The organism is Methylomonas sp. LW13 (assembly GCF_016865255.1).
Taxonomy (GTDB): Bacteria; Pseudomonadota; Gammaproteobacteria; order Methylococcales; family Methylomonadaceae; genus Methylomonas.
In genome coordinates, this window is sequence record NZ_CP033381.1 from 940,781 (window position 1) to 964,482 (window position 23,702).

24 protein-coding genes and 5 tRNA genes are annotated in these 23,702 nt (G+C 49.0%); 23 read left to right on the top strand and 6 right to left on the bottom strand.

Annotated elements, in window-relative coordinates:
* Window positions 1–42: 42 nt before the first annotated feature.
* Window positions 43–1,668: a sensor histidine kinase gene (locus JL719_RS04080; protein ID WP_033156097.1), complete on the top strand. Its 1,626-nt coding sequence runs from the start codon at window positions 43–45 to the stop codon at window positions 1,666–1,668.
* Window positions 1,665–3,005 carry a sigma-54-dependent transcriptional regulator gene (locus tag JL719_RS04085; protein ID WP_033156098.1) on the top strand — a complete coding sequence of 447 codons (1,341 nt, stop codon included), beginning with the start codon at window positions 1,665–1,667 and terminating at the stop codon, window positions 3,003–3,005. The genes JL719_RS04080 and JL719_RS04085 overlap by 4 nt, the downstream gene beginning before the upstream one ends.
* A 59-nt stretch (window positions 3,006–3,064) precedes the next feature.
* Here the strand turns inward: JL719_RS04085 and JL719_RS04090 are convergent, their stop codons facing one another.
* Both JL719_RS04090 and JL719_RS04095 read right to left on the bottom strand, forming a co-directional pair.
* The gene (locus JL719_RS04090) at window positions 3,065–3,553 is read right to left on the bottom strand and encodes a hypothetical protein (protein WP_033156099.1); all 489 of its coding nucleotides are present in this window, start codon (window positions 3,551–3,553) and stop codon (window positions 3,065–3,067) included.
* A 151-nt stretch (window positions 3,554–3,704) separates the two neighbouring features.
* A complete protein-coding gene (locus JL719_RS04095; RefSeq protein ID WP_033156100.1) occupies window positions 3,705–5,540 on the bottom strand; it encodes a GGDEF and EAL domain-containing protein in 1,836 nt (611 codons plus the stop codon).
* A 180-nt stretch (window positions 5,541–5,720) separates the two neighbouring features.
* Here JL719_RS04095 and JL719_RS04100 point away from each other — a divergent pair, with 180 nt between their 5' ends.
* The 3 genes from JL719_RS04100 to JL719_RS04110 all read left to right on the top strand — a co-directional run bounded on the left by JL719_RS04100 (window position 5,721) and on the right by JL719_RS04110 (window position 9,465).
* Window positions 5,721–6,572, top strand: coding sequence for an HDOD domain-containing protein (locus JL719_RS04100; protein ID WP_033156101.1), 852 nt, complete (start codon window positions 5,721–5,723; stop codon window positions 6,570–6,572).
* A 263-nt stretch (window positions 6,573–6,835) separates the two neighbouring features.
* Window positions 6,836–8,308, top strand: a complete 1,473-nt coding sequence (locus JL719_RS04105) for a porin (RefSeq protein WP_051669833.1) — start codon at window positions 6,836–6,838, stop codon at window positions 8,306–8,308.
* A 221-nt stretch (window positions 8,309–8,529) separates the two neighbouring features.
* Window positions 8,530–9,465: a cation diffusion facilitator family transporter gene (locus JL719_RS04110; protein ID WP_033156102.1), complete on the top strand. Its 936-nt coding sequence runs from the start codon at window positions 8,530–8,532 to the stop codon at window positions 9,463–9,465.
* A 29-nt stretch (window positions 9,466–9,494) separates the two neighbouring features.
* Here JL719_RS04110 and JL719_RS04115 read toward each other — a convergent pair whose 3' ends face one another.
* From JL719_RS04115 to hemA, 4 genes are read right to left on the bottom strand one after another with little or no spacing between them, the layout of a single operon-like run.
* Complete coding sequence (locus JL719_RS04115; RefSeq protein WP_033156103.1) at window positions 9,495–9,917, bottom strand: M67 family metallopeptidase; 423 nt, start codon at window positions 9,915–9,917, stop codon at window positions 9,495–9,497.
* The gene (prmC, locus tag JL719_RS04120) at window positions 9,914–10,789 is read right to left on the bottom strand and encodes a peptide chain release factor N(5)-glutamine methyltransferase (RefSeq protein ID WP_033156104.1); all 876 of its coding nucleotides are present in this window, start codon (window positions 10,787–10,789) and stop codon (window positions 9,914–9,916) included. Before prmC ends, JL719_RS04115 begins: the two co-directional genes overlap by 4 nt.
* Window positions 10,782–11,867 (bottom strand): peptide chain release factor 1, encoded by a 1,086-nt coding sequence (gene prfA, locus JL719_RS04125; protein ID WP_033156105.1) that lies wholly within the window; start codon window positions 11,865–11,867, stop codon window positions 10,782–10,784. Before prfA ends, prmC begins: the two co-directional genes overlap by 8 nt.
* Window positions 11,868–11,875: 8 nt before the next feature.
* Window positions 11,876–13,126: a glutamyl-tRNA reductase gene (hemA, locus tag JL719_RS04130; RefSeq protein WP_033156106.1), complete on the bottom strand. Its 1,251-nt coding sequence runs from the start codon at window positions 13,124–13,126 to the stop codon at window positions 11,876–11,878.
* Window positions 13,127–13,272: 146 nt separating this feature from the next.
* On the opposite strand from hemA, the gene JL719_RS04135 reads away from it, so the two are divergent.
* The 18 genes from JL719_RS04135 (at window position 13,273) to rplL (ending at window position 23,690) form a co-directional block, all read left to right on the top strand.
* Window positions 13,273–14,997: a tetratricopeptide repeat protein gene (locus JL719_RS04135; protein WP_033156107.1), complete on the top strand. Its 1,725-nt coding sequence runs from the start codon at window positions 13,273–13,275 to the stop codon at window positions 14,995–14,997.
* Window positions 14,994–15,563 carry a lipoprotein insertase outer membrane protein LolB gene (gene lolB / locus JL719_RS04140; protein WP_033156108.1) on the top strand — a complete coding sequence of 190 codons (570 nt, stop codon included), beginning with the start codon at window positions 14,994–14,996 and terminating at the stop codon, window positions 15,561–15,563. Before JL719_RS04135 ends, lolB begins: the two co-directional genes overlap by 4 nt.
* On the top strand, window positions 15,548–16,435 hold the full coding sequence (ispE, locus tag JL719_RS04145; RefSeq protein ID WP_084153251.1) for a 4-(cytidine 5'-diphospho)-2-C-methyl-D-erythritol kinase: 888 nt from the start codon (window positions 15,548–15,550) through the stop codon (window positions 16,433–16,435). The genes lolB and ispE overlap by 16 nt, the downstream gene beginning before the upstream one ends.
* Window positions 16,436–16,444: 9 nt before the next feature.
* Window positions 16,445–16,519, top strand: a tRNA-Gln gene (locus tag JL719_RS04150).
* A 35-nt stretch (window positions 16,520–16,554) separates the two neighbouring features.
* Window positions 16,555–17,508: a ribose-phosphate diphosphokinase gene (locus tag JL719_RS04155; RefSeq protein ID WP_033156109.1), complete on the top strand. Its 954-nt coding sequence runs from the start codon at window positions 16,555–16,557 to the stop codon at window positions 17,506–17,508.
* Window positions 17,509–17,553: 45 nt separating this feature from the next.
* A complete protein-coding gene (locus tag JL719_RS04160; RefSeq protein WP_033156110.1) occupies window positions 17,554–18,150 on the top strand; it encodes a 50S ribosomal protein L25/general stress protein Ctc in 597 nt (198 codons plus the stop codon).
* 22 nt (window positions 18,151–18,172) lie between these two features.
* Entirely contained in the window at window positions 18,173–18,727 is a 555-nt protein-coding gene (gene pth / locus JL719_RS04165; protein WP_033156111.1) for an aminoacyl-tRNA hydrolase, read from the top strand.
* A 74-nt stretch (window positions 18,728–18,801) separates the two neighbouring features.
* Window positions 18,802–18,886: transfer RNA gene (locus JL719_RS04170), tRNA-Tyr, on the top strand.
* Window positions 18,887–18,903: 17 nt separating this feature from the next.
* Window positions 18,904–18,977: transfer RNA gene (locus tag JL719_RS04175), tRNA-Gly, on the top strand.
* Between the two features lie 18 nt (window positions 18,978–18,995).
* A tRNA-Thr gene (locus JL719_RS04180) sits at window positions 18,996–19,071 on the top strand.
* A 39-nt stretch (window positions 19,072–19,110) separates the two neighbouring features.
* On the top strand, window positions 19,111–20,301 hold the full coding sequence (gene tuf, locus JL719_RS04185) for an elongation factor Tu (RefSeq protein WP_033156112.1): 1,191 nt from the start codon (window positions 19,111–19,113) through the stop codon (window positions 20,299–20,301).
* Window positions 20,302–20,335: 34 nt separating this feature from the next.
* A tRNA-Trp gene (locus JL719_RS04190) sits at window positions 20,336–20,411 on the top strand.
* A 37-nt stretch (window positions 20,412–20,448) separates the two neighbouring features.
* Window positions 20,449–20,829, top strand: coding sequence for a preprotein translocase subunit SecE (secE, locus tag JL719_RS04195; RefSeq protein WP_033159600.1), 381 nt, complete (start codon window positions 20,449–20,451; stop codon window positions 20,827–20,829).
* A complete protein-coding gene (gene nusG, locus JL719_RS04200; RefSeq protein WP_033159599.1) occupies window positions 20,829–21,362 on the top strand; it encodes a transcription termination/antitermination protein NusG in 534 nt (177 codons plus the stop codon). Before secE ends, nusG begins: the two co-directional genes overlap by 1 nt.
* 99 nt (window positions 21,363–21,461) lie before the next feature.
* Window positions 21,462–21,893 (top strand): 50S ribosomal protein L11, encoded by a 432-nt coding sequence (gene rplK / locus JL719_RS04205; protein WP_020484793.1) that lies wholly within the window; start codon window positions 21,462–21,464, stop codon window positions 21,891–21,893.
* Window positions 21,893–22,588, top strand: coding sequence for a 50S ribosomal protein L1 (gene rplA / locus JL719_RS04210; RefSeq protein ID WP_033159598.1), 696 nt, complete (start codon window positions 21,893–21,895; stop codon window positions 22,586–22,588). Before rplK ends, rplA begins: the two co-directional genes overlap by 1 nt.
* A gap of 192 nt (window positions 22,589–22,780) precedes the next feature.
* Window positions 22,781–23,275 carry a 50S ribosomal protein L10 gene (gene rplJ, locus JL719_RS04215; protein ID WP_026147170.1) on the top strand — a complete coding sequence of 165 codons (495 nt, stop codon included), beginning with the start codon at window positions 22,781–22,783 and terminating at the stop codon, window positions 23,273–23,275.
* A 46-nt stretch (window positions 23,276–23,321) separates the two neighbouring features.
* Window positions 23,322–23,690 (top strand): 50S ribosomal protein L7/L12, encoded by a 369-nt coding sequence (gene rplL, locus JL719_RS04220; RefSeq protein WP_020484796.1) that lies wholly within the window; start codon window positions 23,322–23,324, stop codon window positions 23,688–23,690.
* Window positions 23,691–23,702: the final 12 nt, after the last annotated feature.

Genomic DNA, 23,702 nt, shown 5'->3' on the forward strand with positions numbered 1-23,702 from the left:
ACTGACAAACATTCTAACTAACTCTGCATAAAAACTCGGGCAATGCTTTCTTCATCGGTCGATACTATTTATCCCTGCCCTTTTTCCAAGGGGTACGGCATTCCCGTTCGGCAAGCATGGTTGATGTTGAAGATTTTCGCCCTCTATCGGTTTGTTACCGCCTGCCTGTTTGTAATGCTGTTTTATTTGCGCTTTGGGCCGTCGTTATTGGGTTCCTACGACGCATCATTGTACCAGTTCACCAGTGTTGCCTATCTGGGGATTTCGCTGATTGCCGCGCCGGTCGCATTTAGACCGCGTTGGGCTTATGCCAGTCTGGCACAGTTATTTATTTTTACCGATATAGTCTTCATTACCTTGCTGATGCACGCCAGCGGTGGCATCGGCAGCGGTATTGGCATCTTGCTGGCTATCTCGATAGCGGCGGGTGGTTTGCTGATTGGTGGGCGCTGCGCGATGTTGTTTGCGGCCTTGGCTAGTCTGGCAATTCTTGCTGAAGAGGTGTATGCGATAGAAACGCATGCCTTCGAAAATACTACCTTGACTTATGCCGGGATGCTGGGCGTGGCGTTTTTTTCGATAGCGTTTTTATCGGTAATCCTGGCACAGCGTGCCGAACAATCGGCGGTGTTGGCCAGACGGCACGAGCATACTATCGCCAGGCTGGAGAGTCTTAACCGCTATATCATCCAGCATTTGCAATCGGGCATCATGATCGTCGATGAGCGGCAGGTGACTCAACTGTCCAATCAATCGGCGTTGCGTTTGCTGGGTTTGGTCTTGCATCCGGAGGAACTGGCCGAGGTGGCGCCGGAACTGAGGCAAGCTTTCGAGTTGTGGCGCGCCAATCGGGATCAGGATTTTGCCATTATCCAATTAGCCAATCGCAACGAAGTGCAAGTGCGATTTTCCGAATTAAGTATGGATGACGAAGCGTTGTACATGCTGATTTTCGAGGACATTGCCTTGTATAACCAACGCCTACAACAGAGCAAGCTGGCGTCTCTGGGCCGGTTGACCGCCAGTATTGCCCATGAAATTCGCAATCCGCTCAGCGCCATTAGCCATGCCGGGCAATTGTTATCCGAAGCACCGGACTTAGATGTGCAAGAGCTACGTTTGACGGAAATTATTCAGCACCATTGCCAGCGGGTAAACAGCATCATCGAGGACATTCTCAAGTTGTCTCGGCGCAACCCGTCGCAGAAACAAAAAATCGCTTTGGACCAGTGGTTGCCGGCCTACCTTGACGAGCAGAAATTGAATCTGGGCGAGCGGGCGGAGTGTTTTAAATTGATTTTTAAAGCGCAAGGCTTGAATGCCTGTATTGATAGTGGCCACTTGAAGCAAATTCTCGACAATCTCTGCGCCAATGCTTTGCAATACGGTAAGCCTGAGCTAGGGGCCATCGTGCTTGAAGTGTCGCAGATGCAGGAGGCGCCGTGCATTAAAATTATCGATAATGGCGCCGGAATTGCCGCAGAGCACCGGCAGCATTTGTTCGAACCGTTTTTTACCACTTCCCACCAAGGTACCGGGTTAGGGTTGTATATTTCCAGGGAATTGGCCGAACTGAATCAAGCGGAGTTAAGTTACGCCGCCCATTCCGGAAAACCTTGTTTCACTTTGTTGCTGGCTAATGCCGATCACGCCGTCATTGAAATATGAATATGCCTGTCACCCTGGTTGTCGATGACGAACCCGACATCCAAGAATTACTCGAAATAACCCTGAACCGCATGCACATTCAAACTCGCTGCGCGGCCAATTTGGCCGAGGCCAAACAGTTACTGGCCGTTGAAGTGTTTGATTTGTGTCTCACCGATATGAAGCTGCCGGACGGCGATGGGCTGGATTTGGTCGATCATATTCAATTGGCCGGTTTGCAGTTACCGGTGGCGGTGATTACTGCGCATGGCAGCATGGATATTGCGATCAAAGCCATGAAAAAGGGAGCTTTTGACTTCCTGTCCAAGCCGGTCGATTTGGGGGTATTGCGGCAGCTGGTCAGTCATGCGCTGCAAGCCTCGCTAACTAGGGTTTCCGACAAGGAGCGCCGTACCCGCGACATCTTGCTAGGCGAATCGGCATTAATGTGCGCTATTCGCTCGAAGATCGACAAGGTGGCGCGCAACCAGGCGCCGGTTTATATCAGCGGAGAGTCCGGTTCGGGCAAGGAGTTGGTGGCCAGATTGATACACCAGCAAAGCCCGCGCGGGGAGAAACCGTTTATTGCGGTTAATTGCGGAGCGATTCCGCCTGAATTGATGGAAAGCGAATTCTTCGGGCATAAAAAAGGCAGTTTCACCGGCGCGGTAGCCGACAAGCAAGGATTGTTTCAGGCGGCCGATGGCGGCACCTTGTTTTTGGATGAAGTGGCTGATTTGCCTTTGCCCTTGCAAGTCAAATTGTTGCGGGCAATTCAAGAGAAAAAGGTTCGCCCGGTTGGCGAGCAGCGGGAAGTAGCCGTTGATGTGCGCTTATTGAGCGCAACCCACAAGGATTTGACCAAGATGGTCCAAGAAGGCAGTTTTAGGCAGGATTTGTACTACCGGATCAATGTCATCGAGCTGAGTTTGCCACCCCTGCGCGCCCGGCCTGCTGATATTCCTCAGCTTACCGAACACTTATTGGCGGGCTTGGCTAATGCCAACGGTATGGATTTGCCCAAACTCAGCGACTCTGCGCTAAATGCGTTAAAGCACTACTATTTTCCCGGCAATGTTCGGGAGCTGGAAAATATATTGGAGCGGGCGCTGGCCTTGCACGATGGCGGCGTGATTGAAGCCGACGATCTGAACTTGCCGTTGGGGATGGAATTGGCTGCGGTCGAAGATTTCGACGCCGAGAAAATGTCGCTGGAAGCCTATCTCGAAGACATAGAGAAAAAAGCCTTGAGTGCGGCGCTGGAGGAAAATCGTTGGAACAAAACCGCTACCGCTAAATACTTGGGTCTAAGCTTCCGTTCGCTGCGGTATCGTTTGAAAAAGTTGGGTCTTGAATAACAGAAAATAACTGTAAGCGAGTAGGGGCGTGCTACTCGCCTAAATATCCACAGGCATGCTTATTGATACTTACTCATGCCTTTCAATTGTTGCAGCGCGGCTTGAATTTTGGCGTTTGCGGCATCGTCTAGTTCGTTGTTTTTATACACTTTGTCCAACAGGCCTTCTTCTACCAGCGCGTCTTTGATCCAACGTTTGGCAAAGGCATAACTCGCTGGGATTTTGGCGACTTCACCTGTTTTTGGATTTTTCAGACTATCGACTGGCGCTGCTGGCGCAGGGGCGGCGGCTTTTTTGGCCGGGGCGGATTTACTGGCTTTGGGTGCGGCGGGTTTGGGTGTGGCGGCTTTGGCTGGAGCGGGTTTTTCGGCGGTTTTTACAACTGCGGGAGGAGGCGGTGTCAGTTCGGTTTGGATGGCCGGTTTAGTCGCTTCCGGCTTGGCGGGCTCGGGTTTACTAGTTTCCGGTTTTTCCTTTTTGCCACCCATGACCACAAATACTACGTAAGCTACAAAAATAGTTGTCGCTATAAAAAGCAATTCAGCCATAACCCTTCCCCTTTTGTTTGTTTTATTTATTAAGATTCAGAACAATGTGATGACACGTTTTAAACACCGCGAGCGAATATACCAGAGCTAATCAAGTCGGTAAACTAATACCCCAATTGCTAAAAAGTTCGCGAATTACGTTTAATCCGTTTCAACTGATTGGACTGGCCACCTGATTGCTGCCCAGCAAAAGGTTAAGCGAAACCTTCTGACCATCCAGTAGATTCTGCTCGGGTTTGCCGAATGCGTAGCCCTGGCCGAAGTTTACGCCGATTTCCTTCAGCTTTACCGCCGTACCTGCCGATTCGACGAATTCGGCGATGGTTTTCTTGCCGAGTTTTGAGGCAATTTCCACCATGGATTTGACAAGTATTTGATCGGTTTCGTTGTCGAGCAGGTTTCTGATGAATTGACCGTCGATTTTCACGTAATCGACCGGAAAGGTTTTGAGATAGTTGAACGAACAAAAGCCAGCGCCGAAATCGTCTAGCGCGAATTTGCAGCCTAAGGCTCTGATTTTGTTAATCATGTGCCGGGTTTTTTCAAAATTGTCCACGGCGGCTGTTTCGGTGATTTCGAAGGTCAAACGGTTGGCGTCTATCCAGGTCATTTCCAGTTTATCCTTAATAGTGGATAGTAAATCCGGATACTGAAACGCGGTACTTGAAAGGTTCACAGCCAGGGAAATATAAGACATGTAAGTGGGCAGTGCCGCCAGAAAGTCGATGGCATTTTCAACGACCCACAGGTCTATCGCGTGAATCAAGCCGGTTCTTTCGGCTACCGGAATAAACTGATCCGGCGTGATGACTTCATTGCCTTCGCCGCGCATGCGCAATAACACTTCATAGTGCGAAACATTGCCATCAGACAGCTGTACCACCGGCTGGAACACCAGAAATAGCTGGTTATCCCGCAAGGCCTTGCGAATAAGCGGCACCCAGTAAATGTCGCGGCGTCTTTCCTTGACGATGAGATCATCGCTGTTGTAGACGCAGATTTTGTCTCTGCCGGTGCTTTTTGCAAAGTTGCAGGCTTGGCGGGCATGTAAAATCATTTCGCCCGGATGAAACGCGGAAACGGTATTGTCCAGCGCGGCAATGCCGATGGAAACCGAGGCGCTGTAAGACACTTCGCCGGTGAAGAACCGAAAATTGTCCACGGTGGTTTTGATGGTTTCCGCGAGAATCTGTGCTTGCTTTTTGGTTTTGTTTTCCAGGAATAAACAAAACTCGTCGGCGCCGATACGGGCGAATAAACTGCCGGCTGGTAATAGCTTTCGGACCAGAATGGCCATTTCGACCAGTAAACGATCACCTACTTCAAAGCCTTCCAGTTCGTTAATCAGGCTGAAGCGGTCCACATCAATGAATAATAGAGACCCGTCTTTTTGCGTTTTATTGCTGTGATTTAATACCAATCTCAGCTGACGTTCGAAACTGCTGCGATTGAATAAGCCGGTTAATTCGTCGTGGGCAACCAGAAACTTGAGTTTGGCATCAATAACGTTTTTGGCGGCCAATTCATTGATCAATTGTTCTTCCTGACGGTGGCGCAGTTGGCGTTCCTGTTTCAGGCTCAGCAAAAATTTTACTGCCAGTATTAATTCCTGGGTATTGACGGGGGTGTTGATTTTGTAAGTTAGACAATTGTCCTGTTGCGGTTGACAACTGTCGAGCTCACAGGCAAAGCTGTCGTCGTTCAGAATTACTACCGGAATGACCGATACCGAATTGGCGCTGGATAAACTCTGGCACATTTCCCGAGCTTGGCAAAGCGGCAGCCTTGCGTTCAGCACGATCAGACCGATCCTGTCGGGTTGATCGGCGTAAGGCTTTAATATCTCGTAAATTTGTTCGCCATTTTCAGCTACACGAATATCGGTAAAACCCTTCGTTTTCAATGTGGAAACGATTTTTTGAGCGGAGACTTCATTATGCTCCGCAACGACAATCAGTTTTTCTTTGAGCGCGTCATTGGCAATCATCTAATACCATCCAGGTATTGGCATAAAATCGGGAGCAGTCGGCATAAGGTCAGGAGGAGGGCAGCATTTAATAAGCTTGTATTTTCATATAATTGGTCTAGGTTTAAGCGCAGCCTTTAATGCTATTTCTATGCTATTGGTTTTCAGTATAGGTGTAAATTTAATTTTTTAGAATTATTGATGATAGCTTACTCACCGTCCACATTAACTGTTGCCGATTTGCTGAGAGGTGATTTGCAACTCGCCTCGCCGCCGAATGCCTATTTTTTGTTGAAAAAAATAGTCGAAGACCCGAATAAGACCGCGAAAGACGCGGCTGTGGTGCTAGAAGCCGATGCGGCATTGGCGGTAAAGCTGCTGAAGATAGTGAATAGTGCTTTTTATGGTTTTCCGTCCCAAATCAGTTCGATTACCAAAGCCATCACCATGATTGGTACCCGTGAGTTGCAGAACCTGGTGCTGGGTACCTTGATTGTCGAACGCTTTTCCGATTTACCCGGACAACATTTCTCCATTCACGATTTTTGGGCCAGAAATTTGCGTTGCGCGTTGATTGCACGCGAATTGGATATTCATTTCGGCAAGCACTATGCCGACACCGCATTTCTGTGCGGTTTGGTCCACAACATCGGACAATTGGTGTTTTATCGGCGGATTCCGGTATTGGCCCGGGAAGTCGACTTATTACTGCAATCGCAAACCCCGCTCGCGGTGGACGAAGAGGTCACGGTAGAGCAGAACGTGATCGGTTTCGACCATTTTCAAGCCGGTGCCGAGTTGTGCAAGCAATGGATGTTACCGGACGTTATTGTGGAAAGTATTCGCTTGCATTGCTTTCCTGATTTGATCGGGCCTTACGCCGATTTGGCCGCCATGGTCAGACTGGCGAACTGCTTGAGCCGAATCGAAAACCCCTACGATGCCCACGCTGTCAATGCTTTGAATCTGACGCCCGAACAAATCAGTTTCATCCTGGACAAAATCAGCGACGAGTTCGAAGTCATTTTTAAATTGTTCTATCCCACTGTCTAAGCCCGCTTGGGTTCTTATCATTATCGGAATATCTGTTGCTTAAAGGTGACAGGGGCCGAGCTCGACTATCCCATCATCAAGCTGCCGATACGCTAACGACTTGTATCGAATGCGGTTTTTGTCGCAAAAAAACAACGGATAGGCCAACTAAATTCGTTTTGTCATAAAGTTGTCATATTGCCTCCATACAATGCGATCAAGCTTTTTGGTCATCGTGATCATTGAGTTAACGCATTGATTTATATAATTATTGGAGAAATTTGATGAGACTTTCTAAGCTGAGCCTGGCAGTGGTCGCCATTATTGGCTCGGGTATTTGCGCCGAGGCGATGGCGCTGGATTTGTATGTTGATGCCAAAACCAAGCAGATTTTTGCCGAACCGGGTCCAGGTCGCACTAAGTTGGGTTCATTTGAAAAAGTCGAAGATACGGTTGCTAAAAAAGTTGAAGCCGACAATCAAACACAAAAAGCTGAGATCGACAAAATCAAGCAGGATCTCGAGCTGAAAACCAACGAACTGAAAGCGCTCGACGAGCATATCGTTGCGCAGCGCGAAGACAAAGCCAAGAACGACGAAAAATGGTTTAATAAAATCAATGTTCGCGGCTATACCCAGTTGCGGTATAACCAAGCACTATCCGGCGATAGAACAGCGGGCGAGCCGGAGTTGAAATCGGTGGGTGATGGCTCGATAGGTAACAATCAAGGTTTTTCTTTGCGTCGAGTGCGTTTGGTATTTTCCGGCGACATCAACGAGTATATCTCCTTGTATCTGCAACCGGATTTCGCAACCACCAACGGTGATTTGAACTTTGCGCAGTTGCGGGATGCCTATGCCGACTTGGCGTTCGATAAGGCTCACGAATATCGAATCCGTGCCGGTCAATCCAAAGTCCCGTTCGGTTGGGAAAACCTGCAATCCTCGCAAAACCGCCTGACGTTGGATCGTGACGACGCATTGAACAGCGCGGTGCCCAGCGAACGTGACCTGGGTTTGTTTGCCTATTGGTCGCCTAGCGATGTGCAAAAACTTTGGAAAGACCTAGCCAAGAAAAATCTGAAAACCTCCGGTGATTACGGCGTCTTGGGCTTGGGTGTTTATAACGGTCAGGGTATTAACAAAGCGGAAGCTAACGACAACTTATATTTGGTCGCTCATTCGACTTATCCGTTTGACTTAGGTTTCATGGGCTTGCGTGGGCAAGTCATCGAAGTGGGGGCGGATGCAATGTCGGGAAGATTCAACCGGTCCACCAGTGCCTATACCAGCAGATTTGGGTCAGGCACGCCGACCGCAAGAGATAATAGCGAAGATAGAGTTGGCGTTCACGCCGTGTTGTTCCCGCAACCGTTTGGTTTGCAGGCGGAATGGAATTGGGGTGCAGGCCCTACGCTTAATCCATCTGCCAATCGTATTGAAAGACAAAATCTGGAAGGTGGCTATGTACAAGCGATGTATAAAATCGATAACGTATTCGGTACTAAAGGTAGCATGATGCCTTACGTCAAATGGCAAACCTATGATGGTGCCTGGAAGGGTGTCGCCAACGCTCCAAGAGTCAATGTGGACGAGGTCGAAGCCGGTGTCGAGTATCAAATCAACAAGGCGTTGGAGTTAACCGTGGCTTATGCGACGATGAATCGTACTCAAATTCAGACGCAAACAACGGCAGCTGGATTCTTGCAGCAAGCCAGCGGCGATTTGATCCGTACCCAGTTGCAGTTCAACTATTAATCGATGGCGGAGCGCTGATTCTCGGCGCTCCAAAAGAGTTTCTGGTTTAAAAATAAAAGCCCCGTTTCTTGCGAATCGGGGTTTTTTGTTTTCACTATTATTCTCGAGTACTCACGTTGACCCTGATTATCGCGGAGCGACGTGAATATATCCGCACAAGGTGAGTGTTGAGTCAGACAGTCTGCTAGACTGATCAGCCTATCAAAAAAACTCCGAAAGTTATGAGTGAACACTCTCTAGCCCGTTACGGTTGGCTCTCTATTGCTGCCGCAATCAGTACTATCGCATTAAAAAGCTATGCCTATTGGTTGACCGGCTCCGTGGGCTTGCTGTCCGATGCGTTGGAGTCGCTGATCAATTTGGTGGCGGCGATCATCATGCTGCTGGTGCTGACTATTTCGGCGCGGCCGCCGGACGATACCCATGCCTACGGCCACGAAAAAGTCGAATATTTCTCCAGCGGTGCGGAAGGCATTATGATTCTGTTGGCGGCTTTTAGTATCGGCTATGCGGCCTGGGAACGGTTGTGGAACCCGCTGCCGCTGCGGCAACTTGATCTGGGTATTGCGGTTTCGGTGTTTGCTTCGTTGATCAATTTGGCGGTTGCCCGAGTTTTGATTGGTGTCGGCCGGCGCCGGCAGTCGATCACGTTGGAAGCCGACGGTAAGCACTTAATGACCGATGTCTGGACGACGGTCGGGATTTTGGTCGGTATCGCCATCATCTCGGTGGCAAACCGTTTCGAGCCGAGTCTGGCGTTTGCCAAGCAATTGGGCCTGAACGGCTGGGAAATACTCGACCCGATTATTGCCATTGGCGTGGCGTTCAATATCGTCTGGGCCGGCTTGCAATTGATTCGCCGGACCGTGTCCGGTTTATTGGATGCGGCCTTATCGCCGGAGGAAATTGCTGAAATCGTTGCTGTATTGGATGAATATGTGGTCGGCCACCGTATTGCTTATCATGCGTTACGGACTCGTTACGCCGGCGCCAGACGTTTCATGTCGGTGCATGTGTTGGTGCCTGGGAGTTGGACAGTGCAGCAGGGTCATGATTTGCTGGAAGCCATCGAGCAGCGAATCAAGGACAGGTTCGACAACATCGACATCGACACGCATCTAGAACCTATCGAAGATGCCGCGTCTTGGGAGCATTGAGCACGCGGTTTGGGCTGCAACGGCTTGGATTAAGCTTCAATCAGATTTAATTCCACTTCTTCCGCGCTGTCTCCGGCAATTTTAAAGCCGCGCATTTCCAATACGCCCTTGGTATTTAAGGAAACGATCAAATGCAGTGCATCCGGATAGCTGGCTTCCTGGATGTCGGTCGCTGACGGTTGGGCCGGCGTGTGCGGGTGCGAGTGGTAGATAGCAAATAGCGTTTCGCCTTTTTCGCGGATTTGGCGCATCGCCTCGATTTGCTGGCTGGCGTCTAATAAAAATCGGGTCTGCGGCGTGGCTGCACTATTTTCCACCGGATAACAACTCGCCGGCATACCGGTACTGTCCGCGCCGATTAGGCCGCAAACCTCGGTATCCGGGGATAGTTGCGCCAAGTGCAGTAACTGGTTGGTAAGTTTGCGTGGCAGAGAAATTTCTTTGTGGTTCATAGTGGTTTCCATATTCCCGATGTCACTCGTGGATTGCCGGATAAATCAGCATGGGTGTTGATCTGCTGGTAGCCAAATTCGCTAAAAATGGCTTGTACCTCGGTTTGCTGATTGTAGCCGTGTTCGACCAATAATTGGCCATTGTCTTTTAAATGCAGACGCGCTTGCTCGGCAAGCTGATGAATGTCTTGCAGGCCGTTGTTGGGGCTGATCAACGCGCTGTCAGGCTCAAAGCGCACGTCGCCGATGGTTAGATGCGGGTCGTTATCGGCAATGTAGGGCGGATTGCTAACGACCAAATCAAAGTCTGTTTCTTCGATGTTTTTGAACCAATTAGAATGCACAAAACACAGATTGCCAGCCTTGAGTTGCTGCGCATTGCATTGGGCCAGCTCTAAAGCCGCCGAGCTTAGATCGCTGGCAAATACCTGGGCTAATGGTCGTTCGGCGGCCAGTGTGATGGCAATGATCCCGGAGCCGGTGCCGAGATCGATGATTTTACGGGGCTGGTCGGCAGGTAATAGCGACAGGCTGAGCTCTATAAGCAATTCGGTGTCGGGTCTGGGGATCAAGACATCCGGGTTGACTTTGAAATTGCGCGACCAGAATTCGCGTTGGCCGGTTAAATAGGCAACCGGCGTGCCTTGCGCGCGCTGATTTACCAGCAATTGAAATTGCGCGATTTGTTGCGGGCCGGGCTGATGTTCTGGCCAGGCTCTGAGAAACGAGCGGGTTTTGTTTAGGCAGTGGCAAAGCAGAACTTCAGCGTCCAGTACTGCGGTTTCGGATGTGGCGCTTAGCTTTGCGCTTGCAGTGGCTACCAGGCTATGAATCGTATTGCTGGTATCTGTCCATACAGGTTGCTTAGACATTACCCAGCTGAGTCAACAATTCTGCCTGATGTTCATGAATCAGCGGTTGAATCACATGCTCCAATCCGCCTTCCATGATTTCTTCCAGCTTATAAAGCGTCAGGTTGATGCGGTGATCGGTGAGTCGGCCTTGCGGGTAGTTATAGGTGCGGATACGCTCGGATCGGTCGCCGCTGCCCACTTGTAATTTGCGGCTTTCCGATTGTTCCGCGTGTTGCTTTTCCTGGGCCGCCGACATCAAACGGGCTTGCAATACCGACATGGCGCGGGCGCGGTTTTTATGCTGCGAGCGTTCATCCTGGCACTCGACGACCACGCCGGATGGGATGTGGGTAATGCGGATGGCGGACTCGGTGCGGTTAACGTGCTGGCCGCCGGCGCCGGACGCGCGGTAGGTGTCGATGCGCAGATCGGCCGGATTGATGTCGATTTCGTCTACAGCATCGACTTCCGGCATGATCGCCACGGTACAGGCTGAGGTGTGCACGCGGCCTTGCGACTCGGTTTCCGGTACCCGTTGCACGCGGTGCGTGCCGGATTCGAATTTTAGTTGCGAATACACGTTTTGGCCGGCTACTCGCATGATGACTTCTTTAAAGCCGCCGTGTTCGCCGCGGTTCTCGTTGATAATCTCGGTGCTCCAGCCTTGCCGTTCCGCATAGCGTTGATACATCCGTGCGAGGTCGCCGGAGAAGATCGCCGCTTCGTCGCCACCGGTGCCGGCGCGTACTTCCAAAAACACGTTGCGGTTGTCGTTCGGGTCTTTTGGCAGCAGCAGGATTTGTAGTTGTTGGGTCAATTCCTCGCGTTGGGCTTCGGCGGCCTGGATTTCTTCTTTGGCCATTTCCCGTAACTCCGGGTCGCTGTCTTTAGCCATTTCCTGGGCTGATTCGAGATTGGCTTCGTTTTCCTGATAGATTTTGTAACAGGCGACCAGCGGCTCGATTTGCGCGTATTCCTGGCTCAGGCTGCGGAATTGGTTTTGATTGCTTTGTACTTCCGGTTGTGACAGTAGGGCGGTGATTTCTTCGAAGCGTTCGCCGAGGTTTTCCAGTTTGGTTTGTATCGAGGGTTTCATTCAGTGGCTTATCGTAATTTGAAAATTTCGCGGGAAGCGGCGATCAGGTCGTGGCGTTCGTTGGCGCCGGCCTCGCGCAGTTGCGCGCAGGGTGTATGGATCAGTTTGTTGGTCAAGGTGTAAGCGAGGCGCTGTAATACTTCGTCGGCGGCTGCGCCGCTGTTGAGTTGGGCTAAAGCTTTTTGCAAGGCTTCGTCGCGAGTTTGCTCGGCCTGAGTGCGGAAATCGCGGATGGTTTCCTGTGCGCCTTGAGAACGTAGCCAGGCCATAAAGTGTTCGACTTGAGTGTCGATAATTTCCTCGGCCTGCTCGGCGGCGCGGCGGCGCGAGTCCATGTTTTGATTGACGGTGTTTTGTAGATCGTCAACCGTATACAGATAAACATCGCGTAGCTGCGCAACTTCGGCTTCGATGTCGCGCGGCACGGCCAAATCGACCATGAACATCGGTTTGTGCTTGCGGATTTTGATCGCGCTTTCTACGCGGCCTTTACCAAGGATCGGCAATTGGCTGGCGGTGGACGATACGACAATGTCTGCTTCCGCCAAGTGATTCGGCAACTCGGCGAGGTTGATCGCGTAGCCGTTGAACTGCATCGCCAAGGCATGGGCTTTGTCGTAAGTGCGATTGGCAATGATGATGCGGCCGATGCCGTGTTGGTATAGATGGCGGGCGGTGAGTTCTATCGTTTCGCCGGCACCTATCAATAAAGCGGTTTGTTCGCTGAGTTTGTCGAAAATTTGTTGTGCCAGTTGCACGGCGGCAAATGCGACAGACACCGGGCTGGAGCCGATGGCGGTGTCGGTGCGGACCTTTTTAGCAGCGGAAAACGTGTGTTGAAATAATTTGCTGAGATTTCGACCCAAGGTGCCGGCTTGTGAAGCGGCATGGTAGGCGGTTTTCATTTGGCCGAGAATTTGCGGCTCGCCCAGGATCATCGAATCCAGTCCGCAGGCCACGCGGAACATATGTCTTATCGATTGGCTATCTTTGTAGCTGTAAAGATAAGGAGTGAAGTCGGCGGGTTTGATCTGTTTGGTGTCGGCTATCCAATTTACCAACGAGGATTGGTTGTCGCTGTCGGCCTGATAGTAAAATTCGGTGCGATTGCAAGTGGATAGAATGGCCGCCTCGCTGATTTCGCGAAGATTCCACAAGTTTTTCAGCGTGTTATCGAGCATGTCCGTCGGGAACGCCAAGCGTTCGCGGATGGCGACCGGCGCTGTATTGTAATTTATCCCTACGGCAAGAAGAGTCATCGGTTGCGAACAATAGCACAAGAAAAGTGCACTATTTTAAGGAATGCGCTGTTTTTGTCCAAATACAATGAAACGACAGTCTGATTCAGGGGCTTTTTCTGGTAATCTATCGACAATAGTTTTTCAAAAGTGGGTCAATTGATTGCATGAAAAAATGGATAGCCATCGCAATGTTTTTATCGATGTCAGGATGTGCGGTTTCTCCTGAGAAAGAGCCTGAGGCAGAAGGTTTGCCAGTCAAGCCTGAGGGTTTGGAAAGCAGAGTTAATCGCAACACAGTGATCGACGAAGAGGTGCTGTATTTGCTGATGGCCGCGGAATTGGCAGGGCAGCGTAATCAGTACCATTTGGCCATGGATGCTTATTTGCAGGCCGCTAAGCGAGTGGATGATCCGCGGATTGCGGAGCGGGCAGTCAAAATCGGTTTGTTTTTAAAAGACGAGCAGCGTACCCGTGAGGCCTTGACGGTTTGGTTGTCTAAGGACGGTAAGAATTTAGCGGCGAGAAAGTTTGCCGTGTTACTGGCGATTAAAAATTCAGATCAAAAGGCGGCTGTCGAAAATCTCAATGCCATGCTGGCAGATGATCCGGCCGGTTTTGAGGCTGGTGTGCTGGAAATGACCAAGTTGATGGAAAAAGAAGGTCGCACACAATTTACCTATGACGTGTTGGAAGAGTTGGCTGTTGAGCATCCTAATCAAGCCAGTGTGTTTTTCTTGCAGGCAGTTTTGGCGTCGGTTCTGCAAAATAACGAGTTGGCCCAGCAGAAAGTTAATCAAGCATTGTTAATCCAGCCTGATTGGAATAAGGCTGTGATCTTGCAGGCACAGCTGGCCGGACGCTCCGGCGACTTGTCTAAGGCGCGCGCCTCTTTGGAAAAGGCGCTTAAGGCGGCGCCGGAAGATAGGATGCTGAGAAAGATGTTGTTGGAAGTGTTGGTTAACGGTCACGACTACGACGATGCGATAAAGCTTTGCCAGAGTGTGCTGGAAGACAAGCCGGATGATGCTGAAACGCTGTTTACCTTGGCTTTGGTATATATGCAGCAAAGCCAGATCGATAAGGCTGAAAACGTACTTGAGAAGTTGCTGAATAATCCCGAGTGGGAAGGGCAGGCTAGTTTTTACTTGGGCAAGATTGAAGTTGATCAACAGCACCCCGATAAGGCATTAACTTGGTTTGATCGGGTGAGCGACGGCAATTACGCATTCGACGCGGATATGGCAGCGGTGTCTTTGTTGATGAATCAAAAACGCTTCGACGAGATCGAGGCCCGCATCAAGCGCATGGATAACAAATATCCTGAGCAGCATTTGCGGGTCTTGATGGTTAAGGCAGAGCTCTACAATCAATTGGGTAAATACCAGGAAGCTTTTGATGTTCTGACACTGGCTTTAAAAGACATGCCCGATAATCGCGAAGTGCTATATGCCAGGGCATTGGTTGCCGAGCGCTTGGATAAGCTGGATGTGCTTGAATCCGACCTGCAGAAAATTTTAGAGAAAAAGCCGGACGATGTGGGGGCGCTGAATGCGTTGGGTTATACGTTGACCGATAGAACGCAACGCTATGAGGAGGCGGCCAAATATTTGGAGCGCGCTCTCAGTTTGCAGCCCGATGAGGCAGTGGTAATAGACAGCTACGGATGGTTGCAGTTTAAGCTTGGAAAGCCCGAGCGGGCGCTGGAGTTTTTGCGTAGAGCCTACGAGAAGCAGCCGGAAAATGAAATTGCCGCGCATATTGCCGAAGTGCTTTGGTCTTTGGGTGAGAAAAAGGAAGCAAAAGAGCTTTTCGACAGTGTTTATAAAAAATCTCCTGATGACGAATATTTGTTGGAGTTTAAAAAACGCTTTTTGCAAAACGGGCAATGATTTTTAAGGGCGGTGTTTTCTTGTTGGCTGTGATGTTCTTGTCCGGCTGTTCTTTATTGTCAGAAAAGCCGGGCGAGGCCTATCGATCGCAAGATATGAGGGTGTTGCAACAGCAACAGCAATGGTATTTTGAGGGGCGATTGGCTCTGGCTGATGAGAAGGATTCGTTTTCTGCGTCGGTGAGTTGGCGGCATCGCTCAGGGAGAGATGATATTGAGCTTTCGGGGCCATTGGCTCAGGGTAAGCTGATGATCACTGTCGAAGCTGATTTCGTAGTGGTGGATGACGGCGACAATCACAAAGAATTTCGTGGGCCCGCAGAAGAGGTGCTGGCGGAGCAGTTAGGTGTCGCGATTCCTGTGAGCGCTTTGAGGTATTGGGTGCTTGGCTTGCCTAATCCGGAGCAGTCGTTTGTCGAGCAGGTTGATGGATTTTTTCAGTCTGGGTGGCGGGTTGGTTTCAGAGAAATGCAGCATGTTAACGCCTTAGTACTGCCGAGAAAAATCAATGCGGAAAAAGATAAGACAAGAATCAAATTAATAGTGGATCAATGGGATTTGTCGTGACGGGAATGCAAGAACAGGTGATGGGTTGGGGTGAGAAATGGCCTGCGCCGGCTAAGTTGAATCTAATGCTGAGAATCACCGGGCGTCGCCCAGATGGCTATCATTTACTGCAAACAGTATTTCAGATTATTGATTTGTGTGACTGGATAACATTTTATCCGGCGGAAAATGGCCGGGTTTATTTGCGTCATCCGATTCCTGGTGTTCCGGAACACGAAGACTTAACCGTTCGCGCCGCCAACTTATTGAGACAATATACTGGGTGTGCGTCCGGGGTGTGTATCGATGTCGAAAAGAATCTGCCTATGGGTGGTGGCTTGGGTGGTGGTAGTTCCGATGCTGCTACTACGCTGGTGGTGCTGAATAGGTTGTGGAATCTGCATTTACCATTAGAAGAATTGATGGAGTTGGGCTTGCAGCTTGGTGCCGATGTGCCTGTTTTTGTCTATGGATACACCGCTTGGGGTGAGGGGGTTGGTGAGGAATTAAAGTCCATAACGATTCCGGAACAATGGGTCGTGGTAATCAAGCCGGATTGTCATGTGAACACGAAACAGATTTTTTTGACGGAAGAGTTGACAAGAGATAGCAAACCCATCACAATGCGCGACTTCATTGCAGGCGATTGGCGGAATGATTGTCTTCCGGTCGTTAGCAAGTTATATAAGCCGGTGAGTAATGCATTGGATGCATTGTCTCAATATGCAGAAGCAAGATTGACGGGGACTGGGGCTTGTGTATTTGCCCAGTTCGATTCGGAAGAGTCGGCGCGTGAGGCATTTTCTGTGTTGAGTCAGAGTTGGTTAGTTTATTTGGCTCGAGGACTTAATGTTTCGCCTCTGTATGAAAAATTAAGACAAGGATCTGTTTAATCAATTTAATGGGCTGTCGCCAAGCGGTAAGGCACGAGGTTTTGATCCTCGCATACCAAGGTTCGAATCCTTGCAGCCCAGCCATAATCTCCACACAATAGTTCCTTAGGAGTGCTTGAATGCGTGAGGCCTCGGTAATGGTATTTTCCGGGAATGCCAATAAGGCGTTGTCTGAAGGTATTGTGAAGAAGCTCAATATGCGCCTCGGCATGGCCACGGTTGGTCGTTTCAGTGATGGCGAGATTTTTGTTGAGATAGAAGAAAATGTTAGAGGTAGGGATGTATTTGTCATACAGCCTACCTGCGCGCCTACCAACGAAAATCTAATGGAATTGTTGGTAATGATCGATGCTATGAGGCGAGCGTCTGCGGCGAGAATAACTGCCGTTATGCCGTATTATGGTTATGCGCGGCAAGATAGGCGCTCGAGGTCGGCTAGGGTGCCCATTACTGCAAGATTGGTTGCGGATATGATAGGTAATGCTGGGGCTGACAGGGCGTTGACTGTTGACTTGCATGCAGATCAAATCATGGGATTCTTTGGGATTCCAGTTGATAATGTGTATGCTTCGCCAATTTTGCTAGGTGATATTTGGCGGCAAGAATACGAAGATTTGATTGTGGTTTCGCCGGATGTTGGTGGTGTTGTGAGGGCTAGAGCCATTGCAAAGCGTCTGGGTGATGCTGATTTGGCGATAATCGACAAGCGAAGGCCGCGTCCGAATGTGTCGGAGATAATGCATATCATCGGCGATGTAGAGGGTCGTACCTGTGTCATGGTGGATGACTTGGTTGATACGGCGGGTACTTTGTGTCACGCGGCAGGGGCGCTCAAGAAAAATGGTGCCAAAAAGGTTGTTGCATACTGTACTCATCCGGTGTTGTCTGGTGCAGCCGCGGAAAATGTTAAAAATTCCGTTCTTGATGAATTGGTAGTTACGGATACGATACCGTTGACTACAGAATTGTCCGGGATTGATAAGATTAGGCAGCTAAGCGTTGCGGAAATGTTGGCGGAAACAATACGTCGGATAGCTGTGGGCGAGTCTGTAAGCTCGCTTTATGTTGACTGATAAGAATTAAAGTAGTGCTTGTGGAACAAGCTTTTGGAGAAAAAAATGGCTAACGTATTTGAATTTGTTGCAGAAGCTCGCAGTGCCTCGGGCAGTAGCGCGGCCAAAGTTGTTCGTCGTCAGGGTAAGGTCCCGGCAGTAGTATATGGTGGTAGTGGTGCTCCTGAGATGTTGTTGCTGGATCATAATGAAGTGGTTAAGCATTTGGTGCATGAGGCGGTTTATTCCCATGTGCTTGATCTTAAAATCGACGGCAAAACAGAAAAAGCTGTTCTTAAGCATATACAAAGGCACCCTGCAAAGCCGATAGTGTTGCATATGGACTTTATGCGTGTTGATGATACGCATAAATTGAAAGTTCATGTTCCTTTGCATTTTATCAATGAAGCTATTTCGGTAGGCGTTAAAAAAGGTGGTTTGGTCAATCATGCAATGGTTGATGTGGAGGTGTTGTGTATGCCTTCTGCTTTGCCGGAATTCATTGAAGTAGATTTGGCTAGTGTAGATGTTGGTTCGACAATACATTTGTCTGATTTGATTTTGCCGGCCGGTGTTGAGATTGCAGCGTTGCAGCATGGTGCTGAGCATGATCATCCGGTTGCTCAAATAGTCAAGCCAAGATCTGTGGAATCTGCTGACTAATAGTGTTTGAAGTCTTGTTTGAATGATTAAGCTGATTGTTGGTCTGGGTAATCCTGGGCGGCAGTACGAAAAAACCCGGCACAATGCCGGGTTTTTGTTTGTGGAATATCTGGCGGGGCTTGCTGGTGCTGGTTGGTCGAGCAGTAGTCAGTTTTCCGGAGAGGTGGCTGAATGCAATATTGGCGGATGCGGGCTTGTATTGCTAAAGCCGATGACTTTTATGAATAAAAGCGGCTTGTCTGTCGGTAAGTTTTTGCGATATTACAAGTTTAAGTCCGAAGAAATGCTTGTGGTTCATGATGAGCTAGAGCTTCCCGAAGGCGTTGTCAAGATTAAAAAAGACGGGGGGCATGGTGGGCATAACGGGTTGCGTGACATCATTGCTCATATAGACACTCGTGATTTCTACAGGTTGAGAATTGGTATAGGTCGTCCTGTTGCGGGGGTGGGTGTGGCGGACTATGTGTTGTCCAGTTTGTCTTGTGATGGTCAGGCTCGAATGCTGGGTTTGTTTGGCGAGTTAGCGAAAAGCATGGATGCGTTGGTTTTGGGTGATTTGAGTTCAATTGGAGCTTGATTGTTACTTCGGCTGAATTAAAAAAACACTTGACTGGAGTTTTTGAAATAAGGATAATTGATCGAATAAGTAACGGAGGGGTTCCCGAGCGGCCAAAGGGATCAGACTGTAAATCTGCCGGTTCTACCTTCGGAGGTTCGAATCCTCCCCCCTCCACCACCAAATTTATGGGATCTGCGGGTGTAGTTCAATGGTAGAACTCCAGCCTTCCAAGCTGATTGCGTGGGTTCGATTCCCATCACCCGCTCCATTTCGGGGTAAATTACTCGCTCATATAGCTCAGTAGGTAGAGCACTTCCTTGGTAAGGAAGAGGTCACCGGTTCAAATCCGGTTATGAGCTCCAGATTTAGGTTTGTTTTTGTTGTAGTTAGGGTGTTCCAAAATGGCTAAAGAAAAATTTGAAAGAAAGAAACCGCACGTAAACGTAGGCACCATTGGTCACGTTGACCACGGTAAAACCACATTGACAGCGGCATTAACAAAAGTCATGGCGGAGCTGCAAGGCGGCGAAGTTAAGGCTTTTGATCAAATCGACAATGCCCCGGAAGAACGTGCGCGCGGTATAACCATTTCTACGTCACACGTAGAGTACGAATCAGCCAACCGCCACTATGCCCACGTTGACTGCCCTGGTCACGCTGACTACGTTAAAAACATGATTACCGGTGCTGCCCAAATGGACGGCGCGATTTTGGTTTGCTCTGCTGCGGACGGTCCTATGCCGCAAACGCGCGAGCACATTCTGTTGTCACGTCAAGTCGGTGTGCCTTACATTGTTGTGTTCTTGAACAAGGCCGATATGGTAGATGACGCTGAGTTGATTGAACTGGTTGAAATGGAAATTCGCGAGCTGTTGAATCAATACGAATTTCCAGGTGACGACACTCCTATTATCGTTGGTTCCGCATTGAAAGCTTTAGAAGGCGAGCAAAGCGAAATTGGTGTACAATCCGTAGTTCGCTTGGTTGAAGCGTTGGACAGTTACATTCCCGAGCCAGAACGCGCGATCGACGGCAAATTCTTGATGCCTATCGAAGACGTGTTCTCAATTTCAGGTCGCGGTACCGTAGTAACCGGACGTGTTGAGCGGGGTATCATCAAAGTTGGCGAAGCCGTCGAGATCGTCGGCATCAAAGATACAGTTCAAACGACCTGCACAGGTGTGGAAATGTTCCGCAAACTGCTCGACCAAGGTCAAGCGGGCGATAACGTCGGTGTACTGTTGCGTGGTACTAAAAGAGAAGACGTGGAGCGTGGTCAAGTATTGGCGCATGTGAATACCATCAAGCCACATGCCCACTTTAAAGCAGAAATATATGTGCTGTCTAAAGAAGAGGGTGGTCGTCATACTCCATTTTTTAATGGCTACCGTCCGCAGTTCTACTTCAGAACGACCGACGTAACCGGTGCGGTAGATTTGCCAGAAGGCGTGGAAATGGTAATGCCTGGCGATAACATCGCCGTTACCGTAAAACTTATCTCACCGATTGCGATGGAGGACGGCTTGCGTTTTGCGATTCGCGAAGGTGGTCGCACCGTGGGTGCGGGTGTTGTTGCTTCTATTATCGAGTAATAGCCGTTTTTGATTCAAAAAATATTTTCTGAATAGGTCAGTAGTTCAATTGGTAGAGCAGCGGTCTCCAAAACCGCAAGTTGGGGGTTCGAGTCCCTCCTGGCCTGCCATTCAGAAAATCTTCATAATTTAATTCAAGTTGACTAAATGAACGCACAGGCAGAAGAGGTCTCCTCAGTGGTGGACATCGTAAAGTTGGCTTTATCTTTGGTTTTTGTTGTTGTTGGCATATCAGCGTTTTATTATTTTTCTGATTTGCAGCTTCTTTACCGCGTTTTAGTTTTGGTGGCTGTTTTAGCGGCTGCTATAGCTGTTGCTTTTACTACTGCTAAGGGCCGCGGTCTATGGGGCTTTATGCTGGAGTCCAAGCAAGAATTCAAAAGGATAGTGTGGCCCACTAAAGACGAGGCGGTTCGTACTACGCTGATGGTTTTTTTGATGGTATTCATAGTCGGCTTAATACTGTGGTTGCTAGATATGTTTTTGTTTTGGGGTGTTCAGCTTTTGATGAGCCAGGGGATTAAATAATGTCGCTTCGCTGGTATGTCGTTCATGCGTATTCCAATTTTGAAAATAAAGTCAAGCAGGCTCTTGAAGAGCGTATAAAACGCGAAGGTCTGGAAGAGTTTTTTGGAAAAATTCTGGTCCCTACTGAAGAAGTTGTTGAAATGCGCATGGGTCAGCAGCGTAAAAGTGAAAGGAAATTCTTTCCCGGATACGTGCTTGTGCAAATGGAATTGAATGACGAAACATGGCATTTAGTAAGAAATGTTCCTAGGGTATTGGGCTTTATAGGCGGGGCATCAGATAGGCCGTCACCAATCTCAGAAAAGGAAGCAATGGCAATATTAAATCGTGTCGAAGAGGGTGTGAATAAGCCACGGCCCAAAGTATTGTTTGAAGTTGGGGAAGTTGTGCGGATTACTGATGGCCCATTTAAAGACTTTAACGGCAATATAGAAGAAGTGAATTACGAGAAAAGCCGGTTGCGCGTATCGGTTCTTATTTTTGGTCGATCTACGCCGGTTGAATTAGAATTTGGACAGGTTGAAAAAGTCTAGACTACAATTTGAGATTTTTACGAATCCCTGTCATTTGCATGGCCGGGATTTTTGTTTGTTGGGGAGCTGAAAAGCGTTTGCACCCGTTAGGAGTATAAAATGGCAAAAAAAATTGATTCGTACATCAAGCTGCAAGTTAAAGCAGGCGAGGCTAATCCTAGTCCACCAATTGGTCCTGCATTGGGTCAGCGTGGTGTCAATATTATGGAGTTCTGCAAGGCGTTTAATGCAAGAACTCAAGAAGTTGAGAAAGGCCTGCCTTTGCCTGTTGTTATCACCGTCTATAGTGATAAAAGCTTTACTTTTATTACCAAGACGCCACCTGCTTCGGTTTTGTTGAAAAAAGCAGTGGGTATTAAAAGCGGAAGCAGCAAGCCTAATTCTAATAAAGTAGGCACCGTTTCGCGTGCTCAGCTGGAAGAAATTGCTAAAACCAAAATGGAAGATTTGAACGCAGCAAATTTGGAGGCGGCGATAAGAATTATTGCGGGAAGCGCTCGCAGCATGGGCTTGAACGTGGAGGGCGTGTAATGGCAAAAGTAACTAAGAAAGCAAAGGCTATCAAAGAAAAGGTAGTTAGAAGTAAACAATATTCGGTTGCCGAAGCAGTGGCTCTGTTGAAAGAGTTTGCCAATAGCAAGTTTGATGAGTCTGTGGATGTGAGTGTTAACTTGGGTGTTGATCCACGTAAATCTGATCAAAACGTTCGTGGCGCTTCCGTGTTACCAAACGGTACCGGTAAAACAGTAAGAGTTGCTGTATTTACACAAGGCCCAAATGCGGATGCGGCTCGCGAAGCGGGTGCCGACATCGTTGGTATGGACGATTTAGCTGAGCAAGTAAAACGCGGCGAAATGAACTTTGATGTGGTAATTGCCTCGCCTGATGCAATGCGTGTAGTGGGCCAATTAGGGCAAATCTTAGGCCCAAGAGGCCTGATGCCAAACCCGAAAGTAGGTACCGTGACGCCTGACGTTGTCACAGCAGTTAAAAATGCCAAATCAGGGCAGGTCAGATACCGCACAGATAAATCAGGCATTATTCATTGCTCTATCGGTAAAGTATCTTTCGATGAAACTGCGCTCAAACAAAATTTGGAGTTTTTGATTTCAGATCTTAAAAAAGCTAAACCGACGGCTGCCAAAGGCGTCTATTTGAAAAAGATTGCATTGTCCTCGACCATGGGTCCTGGCTTGTGGATCGATCAAGGCAGTATCGACATTTAAGAATTTAACAAGTTGTAAGGCTTTGGGTTGCCGAGTTATCGGCAACCGTCAAAGACCGTAGGTGCGAAAGCTTAATTTTCCTACGCAGACGGGAGCTGGAGCCGCAAAGCTGGTGAAAGGGACCGTGAAAGGGGCATCGTAAGATGCGTTTCATAGATTCCGATGGATAATCGGAAAGTACCGGAGGTAGATGTGGCACTCAATTTAGATAGCAAAAAAGTTGTCGTAGAGGAAGTTGCTGAATTCGCCGCTAAAGCCCATTCCGCCATCGCGGCGGAATATCGGGGTTTGACAGTTACCGAATTAACGGAGCTGCGTAAAACCGCGAGAGAAACGGGCGTTTATTTGCGCGTAGTCAAAAATACACTGGCTAAACGTGCTGTCGCTGGGACTGAGTTTGAATGTATGCAGGAAGGGCTGGTCGGTCCTTTAATACTGGCATTTTCCATGGAAGATCCAGGCTGCGCTGCACGGCTCATCAGCGAATTCTCCAAGGGCCATAACAAACTGATCGCGAAAGTAGTGGCAATCGGTGGTCAGGCTTTTGACGGATCGGAGTTGGATAGATTGGCAAGATTGCCAACCCGTGACCAAGGTATCAGCATGCTGATGTCGGTCATGAAAGCACCGGTTGAGAAACTCGCACGTACTCTGGCTGCAATCAGAGACGAGAAAGAAGCGGCATAATCTCGCGTTAACCAGTTAAAACTCATTAATTTTAGAGGAATATACAATGGCAATTTCACAACAAGACATCTTGGAAGCAGTCTCTAACATGACTGTGATGGAAATCGTTGATCTGATTTCAGCGATGGAAGAAAAGTTTGGCGTTTCTGCTGCTGCGGCAGTAGCGGTTGCAGCTCCTGTAGCGGCGGCTGTTGTTGAAGAGCAAACCGAGTTCGATGTTATCTTGACCGGTTTCGGCGAAAACAAAGTAGCGGTTATTAAAGCTGTTCGCGGTTTGACAGGCTTGGGCTTGAAAGAAGCGAAAGACGCTGTTGAAGGCGCACCTACTACTGTTAAAGAAGGTGTCAACAAAGCCGAAGCCGAAGCGGCGAAAAAAGAGCTTGAAGAAGCTGGCGCAACTGCCGAAATCAAATAAGCATCTTGACTG

Coding starts and splice junctions, on each gene's coding strand:
- JL719_RS04115 (WP_033156103.1), bottom strand. CDS start 9,917: ATGAACCACAAAGAAATTTCTCTGCCACGCAAACTTACCAACCAGTTA.
- nusG (WP_033159599.1), top strand. CDS start 20,829: ATGTCGCTTCGCTGGTATGTCGTTCATGCGTATTCCAATTTTGAAAAT.
- JL719_RS04155 (WP_033156109.1), top strand. CDS start 16,555: ATGCGTGAGGCCTCGGTAATGGTATTTTCCGGGAATGCCAATAAGGCG.
- JL719_RS04135 (WP_033156107.1), top strand. CDS start 13,273: ATGAAAAAATGGATAGCCATCGCAATGTTTTTATCGATGTCAGGATGT.
- rplL (WP_020484796.1), top strand. CDS start 23,322: ATGGCAATTTCACAACAAGACATCTTGGAAGCAGTCTCTAACATGACT.
- JL719_RS04090 (WP_033156099.1), bottom strand. CDS start 3,553: ATGGCTGAATTGCTTTTTATAGCGACAACTATTTTTGTAGCTTACGTA.
- pth (WP_033156111.1), top strand. CDS start 18,173: ATGATTAAGCTGATTGTTGGTCTGGGTAATCCTGGGCGGCAGTACGAA.
- prfA (WP_033156105.1), bottom strand. CDS start 11,867: ATGAAACCCTCGATACAAACCAAACTGGAAAACCTCGGCGAACGCTTC.
- ispE (WP_084153251.1), top strand. CDS start 15,548: ATGGGATTTGTCGTGACGGGAATGCAAGAACAGGTGATGGGTTGGGGT.
- lolB (WP_033156108.1), top strand. CDS start 14,994: ATGATTTTTAAGGGCGGTGTTTTCTTGTTGGCTGTGATGTTCTTGTCC.
- JL719_RS04160 (WP_033156110.1), top strand. CDS start 17,554: ATGGCTAACGTATTTGAATTTGTTGCAGAAGCTCGCAGTGCCTCGGGC.
- rplK (WP_020484793.1), top strand. CDS start 21,462: ATGGCAAAAAAAATTGATTCGTACATCAAGCTGCAAGTTAAAGCAGGC.
- rplA (WP_033159598.1), top strand. CDS start 21,893: ATGGCAAAAGTAACTAAGAAAGCAAAGGCTATCAAAGAAAAGGTAGTT.
- secE (WP_033159600.1), top strand. CDS start 20,449: ATGAACGCACAGGCAGAAGAGGTCTCCTCAGTGGTGGACATCGTAAAG.
- prmC (WP_033156104.1), bottom strand. CDS start 10,789: ATGTCTAAGCAACCTGTATGGACAGATACCAGCAATACGATTCATAGC.
- JL719_RS04100 (WP_033156101.1), top strand. CDS start 5,721: ATGATAGCTTACTCACCGTCCACATTAACTGTTGCCGATTTGCTGAGA.
- hemA (WP_033156106.1), bottom strand. CDS start 13,126: ATGACTCTTCTTGCCGTAGGGATAAATTACAATACAGCGCCGGTCGCC.
- JL719_RS04085 (WP_033156098.1), top strand. CDS start 1,665: ATGAATATGCCTGTCACCCTGGTTGTCGATGACGAACCCGACATCCAA.
- JL719_RS04105 (WP_051669833.1), top strand. CDS start 6,836: ATGAGACTTTCTAAGCTGAGCCTGGCAGTGGTCGCCATTATTGGCTCG.
- JL719_RS04080 (WP_033156097.1), top strand. CDS start 43: ATGCTTTCTTCATCGGTCGATACTATTTATCCCTGCCCTTTTTCCAAG.
- JL719_RS04110 (WP_033156102.1), top strand. CDS start 8,530: ATGAGTGAACACTCTCTAGCCCGTTACGGTTGGCTCTCTATTGCTGCC.
- JL719_RS04095 (WP_033156100.1), bottom strand. CDS start 5,540: ATGATTGCCAATGACGCGCTCAAAGAAAAACTGATTGTCGTTGCGGAG.
- tuf (WP_033156112.1), top strand. CDS start 19,111: ATGGCTAAAGAAAAATTTGAAAGAAAGAAACCGCACGTAAACGTAGGC.